7 protein-coding genes are annotated in these 8,357 nt (G+C 69.5%); 4 read left to right on the top strand and 3 right to left on the bottom strand.

Going from position 1 to position 8,357, the window contains the following annotated elements; translation table 11 throughout:
* Positions 1-130: 130 nt before the first annotated feature.
* Positions 131-463, top strand: a complete 333-nt coding sequence (locus ACFW2E_RS34860; RefSeq protein WP_384472353.1) for an STAS domain-containing protein — start codon at positions 131-133, stop codon at positions 461-463.
* Positions 464-570: 107 nt separating this feature from the next.
* Complete coding sequence (locus tag ACFW2E_RS34855; protein ID WP_384472350.1) at positions 571-1,554, top strand: formylglycine-generating enzyme family protein; 984 nt, start codon at positions 571-573, stop codon at positions 1,552-1,554.
* Between the two features lie 24 nt (positions 1,555-1,578).
* Here the strand turns inward: ACFW2E_RS34855 and ACFW2E_RS34850 are convergent, their stop codons facing one another.
* Complete coding sequence (locus ACFW2E_RS34850) at positions 1,579-3,930, bottom strand: sulfatase-like hydrolase/transferase (protein ID WP_384472346.1); 2,352 nt, start codon at positions 3,928-3,930, stop codon at positions 1,579-1,581.
* 225 nt (positions 3,931-4,155) lie between these two features.
* On the opposite strand from ACFW2E_RS34850, the gene ACFW2E_RS34845 reads away from it, so the two are divergent.
* Positions 4,156-4,647 (top strand): SRPBCC family protein, encoded by a 492-nt coding sequence (locus ACFW2E_RS34845; protein ID WP_384472343.1) that lies wholly within the window; start codon positions 4,156-4,158, stop codon positions 4,645-4,647.
* A gap of 234 nt (positions 4,648-4,881) precedes the next feature.
* On the opposite strand, the gene ACFW2E_RS34840 is transcribed toward ACFW2E_RS34845, so the two are convergent.
* Positions 4,882-5,889: a hypothetical protein gene (locus tag ACFW2E_RS34840; protein ID WP_384472340.1), complete on the bottom strand. Its 1,008-nt coding sequence runs from the start codon at positions 5,887-5,889 to the stop codon at positions 4,882-4,884.
* Between the two features lie 471 nt (positions 5,890-6,360).
* Here ACFW2E_RS34840 and ACFW2E_RS34835 point away from each other — a divergent pair, with 471 nt between their 5' ends.
* The gene (locus ACFW2E_RS34835) at positions 6,361-6,798 is read left to right on the top strand and encodes a DUF4442 domain-containing protein (RefSeq protein WP_384472356.1); all 438 of its coding nucleotides are present in this window, start codon (positions 6,361-6,363) and stop codon (positions 6,796-6,798) included.
* A gap of 71 nt (positions 6,799-6,869) precedes the next feature.
* On the opposite strand, the gene galU is transcribed toward ACFW2E_RS34835, so the two are convergent.
* Positions 6,870-7,847, bottom strand: a complete 978-nt coding sequence (galU, locus tag ACFW2E_RS34830) for a UTP--glucose-1-phosphate uridylyltransferase GalU (protein WP_384472337.1) — start codon at positions 7,845-7,847, stop codon at positions 6,870-6,872.
* Between the last annotated feature and the right edge of the window lie 510 nt (positions 7,848-8,357).

The following is an 8,357-nucleotide window of genomic DNA, read 5'->3' as shown; positions in this document are numbered from 1 at the left end:
TAATCAGCCCCCGCCTTTTGGCTGGGCACCCCCCCCCCGCGGGGGGATCTTGGGGATCTTGGGGGCCTGGGGGGCGCGGGGGGGGGGGCCGCCGCGTGAAGCCGCTCCAGACGAGCCCGTCGACGGAGGAGTGCTGATCTACCGGGTGGACGCTCCGCTGTTCTTCGCCAACGCCAACCGCGTCCACCAGCGGATCTTGAGCCTGGCGGCGACGCGGTCGCCCTGTCCGCGGTATGTGGTGCTGGATACCGAGGCCGTGTTCCATGTGGACGCCACGGCGGCGCAGGTCCTGGCTCGGCTCACCGCCGACCTGCGGGAACACCGCTGCGAGCTGGTGGTCGCACGCCCCCGGGAGACGGTCCTGGCCACCCTGCGCGCCAGCCCCTACGAAGAGGGCGCCACCCGGCGGCTGCGGGTGTTTCCCACCGTTCGGGAGGCGTATGCCGCACTGCGCAGACCCTGACCGACCGCTGCTGCTGTCCGTTGGCGCGGCGCCGTGTCGGCGCAAGCGCCGGACGCTTGCTGCTCCACAATCGCGTGCAGAGCGAACACGTTCCGTGTGGAGGCCGGATGACGTCTGACCGTGAGGTGCGTTCCGTCTGCTGCGGCCCTTCGCGGCCGGCGACGCCAGTGTTCGAGTCGTCGACCGGATCTGCGCGCGTGCGCACCGGCGAAGGCAATCCCGGCCGGGTGGGCATGGTGCTGCTGGAGGCGGCGGCTTTCTTGATGGGCTCGCACGACAAGTGGGCAGTTCCGGCAGACGGCGAAGGCCCGGTCCACGATGTGACTCTGGGTCCCTACTGGATCGACCGCTGTGCCGTCTCCAATGCCGACTTCGGGGCTTTCACGGCCGCCACCGGGTACGTCACGGAGGCCGAGCGGTACGGCTGGTCGTTCGTCTTCGCCGGGCTGCTGCCCCCCGGCTTCCCCGACACCCGAGCGGTGGCCGCGGCCCCCTGGTGGCGTCAGGTGCACGGTGCCTGCTGGCGGCACCCCGAGGGGCCGGGTTCGGATCTCGCGGACCGCGCCGACCACCCGGTGGTGCACGTGTCCTGGAACGACGCCTTCGCCTACGCCGTGTGGGCCGGTAAGCGCCTGCCGAGCGAGGCGGAGTGGGAGTACGCCGCACGCGGTGGTCTGGAGGGGGCCGCCTTTCCCTGGGGAGACGACCTGGAGCCGGGCGGCGAGCGCCGGATGAACGTGTGGCAGGGCCGTTTCCCCGACCACCACACCCGGCCCGACGGCTGGTACGGCACCGCCCCTGTGACCGCCTATCCGCCAGGTGGCCACGGTCTGTACAACGCGTGCGGCAACGTCTGGGAGTGGTGCGCCGACCGGTACGCCCCGGACTACTACGCCCGAAGCCCTCGCGAGAACCCCGGCGGGCCCGCGTTCGGGACGACCAGGGTGATCCGCGGCGGCTCCTATCTGTGCCACGCCTCCTACTGCCGGCGGTACCGGGTGGCCGCCCGCAGCTCCAGCACGCCGGACAGCAGCACAGGCCACCAGGGTTTCCGCTGTGCGGCAGACGCCGGGCCCGTCGGCACTCGCTGAGGGGCCCGGCGCCCAAGCGCGCCGTCAGTCGCGGTGGAACATACCGATGAGTTCCTTCTCCACGTCGGCGAAGGCTTCCCCGCTGACGTCGACCACCACTTGGCGGATCGTGCCGCCGAGGAACTCGAACGGCGGGCCGTAGTCGCTGGAGACCGGCTGGCTGGCGTCGCGGCCGACCGCGAGGCCCTCTCCGACCAGGGAGAAGTTGCCGGGCTGGGTCTTGATGTCGGATCGGGCGGCCTGACGGTCGTCCACGTAGAGGGTGAGCGTGCCGTGCGTGCTGCCCTGCTGGTCACGTTCGCGTGCCTGGAACACCACCGAGAAGGTGTGGTCACCGGGGCCGACCGGCTCTGGGGAGCTGATCTTCTGCTCCATGCGGCCGAGCCAGTTGTAGACGTAGTGGACGTGTCCGTCCATCAGGTACAGGCTGTGGCCGCCGAAGCGCCCTCCGTGGGAGAAGAGCACCCCGCGGGCTTCGGGTGTGTCCAGGCGGGCTTCGGCGACGATGGTGTAGGACCGGCCGCGGATGTTGACGGCCGCGACCTCGGGGACGTCGGCGCAGCCGGGGTAGTAGACGTAGCGGTCACGGGGCTTGGCCAGCTGCGGCCGGGGCGTGTTCAGGATCTCCATGGGGCTGCGGTCGTCCAGCGGCAGCCCGTGGTACTTCTCGGCCTCCGCCGACCACAGGCGCTTCAGCTCCTCGAGCTTCTCTGGGTGCTGTGCGGCCAGGTCCCGGTTCTCGGAGCGGTCCTCCCGCAGGTTGTACAGCTCCCAGACGTCCTGCTCGAAGTGGCTCCAGTTGGACGGCGCCGGTGGGTGCGCGGTCGCGGCGTGCCAGCCTTCGTGCCAGATCCCGCGTGTGCCGAGCATGGTGTAGAACTGCGTCTGCCGGGGGTCGGGCGCCTGCGCGTCTTCGATCACCTTGCGGAAGCTGGCGCCTTCGATCGGGCTCTGTTCGAAGCCCTTGACGACGGCCGGGGGCTGGATGCCCAGCAGGTCGTAGATCGTCGGGACGATGTCGATGGCGTGTACGTACTGGTGGCGGGTCTCGCCTCGCTGCTTGATGCCCTTGGGCCAGGCGACGATCATCGGGTCGGCGATGCCGCCCTCGTACGACACCCACCGTTTCCAGTACTTGAACGGGGCGTTGAACGCCCACGCCCACCCGCTCGGGTAGTGGTTGTAGGTCTTCGGACTGCCCATCTCGTCCAGGTGACGCAGGTTCTCTTCCATGTCGTCGGGCACGCCGTTGAAGAAGTTCATCTCGTTCATCGACCCGTTCGGCCCGCCCTCGGCGCTGGCACCGTTGTCCGAGACCGCGACGATGACGGTGTTCTCCAGCTGTCCGGACTCTTCCAGGTAGTCCAGCAGGCGGCCGATCTGCGCGTCGGTGTAGGAGACGAATCCGGCGAAGACCTCGGCCATCCGGGCGAACAAGCGCTTCTCGTCGTCGTTCAGCGACTCCCACGGGTGCACGAAGTCGGTGAGCGGCCACGGCTGGCCCGAGGGCCCGGTGGCCTCCGGTTCGCCGTGCGGGTTGATCGGGGTGAGCTCGGTACCCTCGGGCACGACGCCCAGCTCGATCTGCCGCTGCAACGTCATCCGGCGGTAGACCTCGTAGCCGTCGTCGAACTTCCCCGCGTACCTGTCGGCCCACTCCTTGAAGATGTGGTGCGGCGCATGGCCCGCGCCTGGGCAGAAGTACGTGAACCAGGGCTTGTCCGGGGCGATGACCTTGGCCTCCCGGATGAACTGGATGGCCCGGTCGGCCAGGTCCTTCGACAGGTGGTAGCCCTGCTCCGGGGTGTACGGCGGTTCGACCGGGTGGTTGTCGTAGACCAGGTCGGGGTACCACTGGTCGGCCTCGCCGCCGAGGAAACCGTAGAAGCGTTCGAAGCCGCGGCCGAGGGGCCAGTGCCGTTTCGAGGACGCCAGGGTGGCCTCGTCCGAAGGGACGAGGTGCCACTTGCCCAGGGCGTAGGTGTTCCAGCCGCGCTCGACCAGCACCTCGGCCAGACTCGCGTTCTCGAACGGGATCCTTCCGTTGGACCCGGGGAATCCGCTCGTCATCTCCGCGACGCAGGCCATCCCGTTGCTGGTGGCGTTCCGCCCCGTCAGCAGGGACGAACGGGTCGGGGAGCACAGCGCGGTGGTGTGGAAGTTGGTGAACTTCACCCCCATCTCGGCGATCCGCCGCATCGCAGGCGCCTCCACCAGCCCGCCGAAGAGGTCGAACGTGCCGAAGCCGATGTCGTCCCACACCAGGTACAGCACGTTCGGCGTACCGTCCGGGGCCTGCGGCTGTTTGTACGGCTCCCAGTCCGGCACCGACTGCCTGATGTCCTCCTGGATCACGCCCTTGAAGGGGATGGCCATCCTCGGGGTCTCCTTCGCGTTTCCTGGCGCCGCACGGTGACGGCCCTACCAAGGGGAGACGTCCCCACTCAGGCATGTCAGGCAGACCATGCCGACGTCAGGTCATCCCATCGGCCGCACCCGCGATGTATGCCATCCGGCACGGGGTGACGATGACACGAGGGAAGCGCCCTGAACGATCATGCGCGCCTCTCATCGCATCGGCATCGGAAGGAGCCGGGACAGGTGACCTACCAGCTCCGCCTCGAGGACCTCGGCTTTCTCGACCGTGCCCGCTTCCGGGAGACCTGTATCCGAGAGCTGCGTGCTCCTGCCGGCGCGCTCTTCGAGCAGCTTGCCGAACGCCCGGAGAACTGGCCCCGCTGGTTCGCCCCTGCCAACGACGTCCACTTCGAGGGCTCACCCCCCTACGGCGTCGGCTCGACACGCTGCTTCCGCCTCTACCGCGCCATCCGGGCTCGCGAACGGATCATCGCCTGGGACCCGGGCCGGCGCTTCGCCTACTGCGCCTACGAGGCCAACGCGCCGGGCGTCTCGGCGTTGGTGGAACAGTGGACCCTGGCGTCCACGGCCGATACTGCCACCACCGTCAGCTGGAACCTCGCCATCGACTCCAACCCCTGCGTACACCAGCTCCTGAGAGCCGGCCGACGTCACATCAACAAGCTCTTCCGGGAGGGGATGCAGCGGCTGGAGGTCCTGAGCCACGGCAGATGACGACCACACGTCGGCACATAGCGAGGTGGTCTTGGCGACCGTCTCATTCGGTGAGTCCGCGGTCGCAGATGAGGGTGCCGCTGCCGTCACAAGAGAGTTCGCCCTCTGTGCTGTCATCCAGGAGACGCCGAAGGCCGCGGCCGGCTTCGCCGTGCTGGAAGCGGGCGGCGACGTCGGCCGCCGCACACCCGGTCCGCCGAACCATTTGCCCGCCGGGGTCGCCGGCGGGGCCGGTCAGCCCTCCGTGGGCTTGCCGTGCAGCCGTACGGTGCTGAGGATCTTCATGATGGTCGCCGTGTCGACCTCCTCGCTCACGCCCTTGGCGCCGTAGAAGTTGAACGAGACCAGGTCGCCCGCCGAGTTCTCGAAGCCGAAGGTGAGCGACTTGCCGTCGGTGGCGCACTTGCCCTTGCGCGGGGTGTTGGTGGAACGGGCCCAGGCGTAGGCCCCCTTGACGCCGGACCTGGTCTTGTAGGAGGTGGCCTTCTTGTCGTAGGTGATGCTCTTCTTGTCCGGCTGCGTGTAGCCGCCGTACACCCACCAGGGCACCTCGCGCACCGCCGCGTCGCCCGGCGTCTTGGCGCCGCTCTCGCCCTTGGTGCCCACCACGGCCAGCGCGGTGTCGTCCGTCCGGCCGTCCTTGTCGTCGTCGGAGGAGCACCACTTCGAATTGTACTCGGCCGGCGCCGACATCGTGATGAGGGGCTTGCCGTCGCTCGACTTGCGGTCCTCGAAGCCGATCTGGGTGCCGGGGGTGTCGACCTGCCACTCCGGCGGGACGTCGAATGCCGTGCCCCACTTGGGGTTGACGACGACCTTCCAGCCCGCGATGACCGGCTTCTCGGTCGCGTCCCCGCGCGGGTTGTCGTCCGAGCCGGACGACGTGGCGGTCGGCTTCGTGGTGGGCGACTGGCTGGTCTTCTTGCCCGAGCCGCCGTCCGCCTTGTCGTCCTTGCCACCGCTGAGCATCAGGAATCCGGTCACCCCGGCCGCGACGACCACGGCCGCCGCCGCGACGATCGCGACCACCTTCGTCCGGTTGCCGCCACCACCCTGCGGCGGCTGGGGCGTGCCCACCGGGGCCGGAGCGCCCCACTGTCCCTGCTGCCCATAGGGGTTGGGCTGCTGGTACTGCTGGTAGCCGGGCTGCTGATACGGATTCGGCTGCTGGTAACCCGGCTGCTGATACGGGTTGTTCTGCGGGTTCTGCTCGCCCCCGGGCGGCTGCTGTCCTGGCCACATGGGGAGTAACCCTAGTGGCGTCAGGGACACGATTCGGTCACTGCCCCTTGTCAGGGACGTACCGAATCAGGAGTCCGACCCGGTGCCATACAGGCGCACCGTGCGCATGATGGCGCGAACCGGCGAGTCCAGGACCTTGCCGGTGACGCCCGTGGCGCCCACGACTGCCGTCCTTGTCGTCGCCGGATCTGCACCGCTTCTCCTTGTACACGGCGGGCAGCCGGTGACGGTCGGCTTCAGGCCGCCGCTACGCGGATTGTCCTGAGCGGGAGAGGGCGGACGGGGAGGCGGACACCTTCGTCGGCGAGGAGGTGGGTCGGGGCCGGCCTTGTCGTCCTGCTGCGGTCGCGCCCCGTCCCCGGCGGCTGTTCCCCTGGCCGCATGGGCCGCAACGAGACAGCGATCACCGGAGACACCCCTGGCCAGGCCCTGCTACTCATGAGTAACATGGCGGCCATGAGCGCAGACCAGATGTCGATCGGCGAATTGCTCGCCGCCACGGTTCCGATGGTCCGGACCCTGAACCTGGAGTACCTGGAGACCACTCCGGAGCGGGCCGTGCTGTCCCTGCCGGACCAGAGCGAGTACCGCAACCACGTGGGCGGTCCGCACGCCGGGGCGATGTTCACCCTCGGTGAGTCCGCCAGCGGCGCGATCGTCCTCGCCGCCTTCGGCGACCAGCTGTCGCGCGCCGTGCCGCTTCCGGTCACCGCGGAGATCGCGTTCAAGAAGATCGCCCTCGGCCCGGTGAAGGCCACCGCCACCCTCGGCCGCCCGATCGCGGACGTCGTCGCCGAACTCGACTCGGGCAAGCGCCCCGAGTTCCCGGTGGCCGTCGCCATCCAGCGCGAGGACGGCGCCGTGACCGGGGAGATGACCGTGATCTGGACTCTGCGTCCCAACGGCTGACGAACGTCCTGAGGACCGTGGGGGAGGGGCCCGGCCGGGTTCGGCGGGGCCCTCTTGCGTGGGACGGCGGGTCAGGCGGCCCGGCGCCCGGGTTCCCGCTCGTTCCCCTCGGCCCGCTCCCCGCCCCCGAGCTCCAGCCCGCGGGTGAACTCCTTGAGCCAGGCCACGAACTCGGGCCCCAGGTCCGGGCGGTCGCAGGCCAGGCGGACCACCGTGCGCAGATACTCGGCCTTGTCGCCCGTGTCGTAGCGCAGACCGCCGAAGACGACGCCGTGGACCGCGCCGGCCGAGGCGAGTTCCTGGAGGGCGTCGGTGAGCTGGATCTCGCCGCCGCGGCCGGGCGGGGTGCGCTCCAGGGCGTCGAAGACGGCCGGGTCGAGGATGTATCGGCCGATGACCGCGTAACCGCTCGGTGCCGCCTCGGGTGAGGGTTTCTCGACAAGACCCGTCACGCGTACGACCCCTTCCTCGCCAACCGGTTCGACGGCCGCGCAGCCGTAGAGGTGGATCTGCGACGGGTCGACCTCCATCAGTGCGACCACACTGCCCGCGTACCGGTCGCGGACGTCCAGCATCTGGCGGAGCAGGGTCTCGCGCGGGTCGATCAGGTCGTCGCCGAGCAGTACGGCGAAGGGCTGGTCGCCCACGTGGTGGCGGGCGCAGAGCACGGCATGACCGAGGCCCAGCGGGTCGCCCTGGCGGATGTGGTGGATGTCGGCCAGACGCGCGGGGTCGCGCACGGCGTCCAGGCGCACCGTGTCACCCTTGGCGGCAAGCGCCTGTTCCAGCTCGAAGGCGCTGTCGAAGTGGTCCTCGATGGCGCGCTTGTGGCGTCCGGTGACCATCAGGACGTCGTCGAGTCCCGCCGCCGCGGCCTCCTCGACGACGTACTGGATGGCCGGCTTGTCGACGACCGGCAGCATCTCCTTCGGCGTCGCCTTCGTGGCGGGCAGGAAGCGGGTGCCGAGCCCGGCGGCCGGGACGACCGCCTTGCGGACGGTACGGGGGGACGTGGACGCGGGAGTGGCGGAGGCGTGTGGGGCGGTCATGCGGCCCATGCTGACGGGCGGGGATGAGAGCGCGCCGAGAGAAACATGGGAGTCCGCTGTGGAATGATGTCCTCCGTTTCCGGGCCGAAAGTTGGAGATTCGGTGCCCCGTCCGGCTTTCCCCGCACACAAGTTGACCCTTGCGCAACGACGGATCGAATGCCGGTGCGGATACCGCCGGTAACTTATCTGAATTTCCCGCGCCTTGAGGTTCGGGTCACTCGAACTTCTTGTTTCCTGTCGGTCTTGTGTGCGAAGGTGAGCCTCCGCTTGGGAGGGCAGAGGCCAGGCCCGACGGGAAGGCCGTCCCTTAAAGGTATGCACCAATCAGGCATCGCTTTCCGACGGAGCATCATTCCTCGTGTCGTCCTACGGCTTGGAAGGAAATGGTCCCGTGCAGTCCCCCCACCCCCCCCCCCCCCACAGTGCGCCCCGCCCCCGCGTGGGCCCGGGTGAGTGCCACCCCGACCCCGGCGCGCCGCGCGGCGGCCCCCGGTGCCACCCCCCAAGC

This window comes from Streptomyces sp. NPDC058964 (genome assembly GCF_042741275.1).
Lineage (GTDB): Bacteria > Actinomycetota > Actinomycetes > Streptomycetales > Streptomycetaceae > Streptomyces.
Note: the sequence above shows the minus strand (reverse complement) of the source record. Positions and strands in the feature narration are given on the sequence as shown.

Excerpts from the sequence above, each read along its gene's own strand:
- ACFW2E_RS34855 (WP_384472350.1), top strand. The coding sequence starts at position 571 with ATGACGTCTGACCGTGAGGTGCGTTCCGTCTGCTGCGGCCCTTCGCGG.
- ACFW2E_RS34850 (WP_384472346.1), bottom strand. The coding sequence starts at position 3,930 with ATGGCCATCCCCTTCAAGGGCGTGATCCAGGAGGACATCAGGCAGTCG.
- ACFW2E_RS34840 (WP_384472340.1), bottom strand. The coding sequence starts at position 5,889 with ATGTGGCCAGGACAGCAGCCGCCCGGGGGCGAGCAGAACCCGCAGAAC.
- ACFW2E_RS34835 (WP_384472356.1), top strand. The coding sequence starts at position 6,361 with ATGTCGATCGGCGAATTGCTCGCCGCCACGGTTCCGATGGTCCGGACC.
- galU (WP_384472337.1), bottom strand. The coding sequence starts at position 7,847 with ATGACCGCCCCACACGCCTCCGCCACTCCCGCGTCCACGTCCCCCCGT.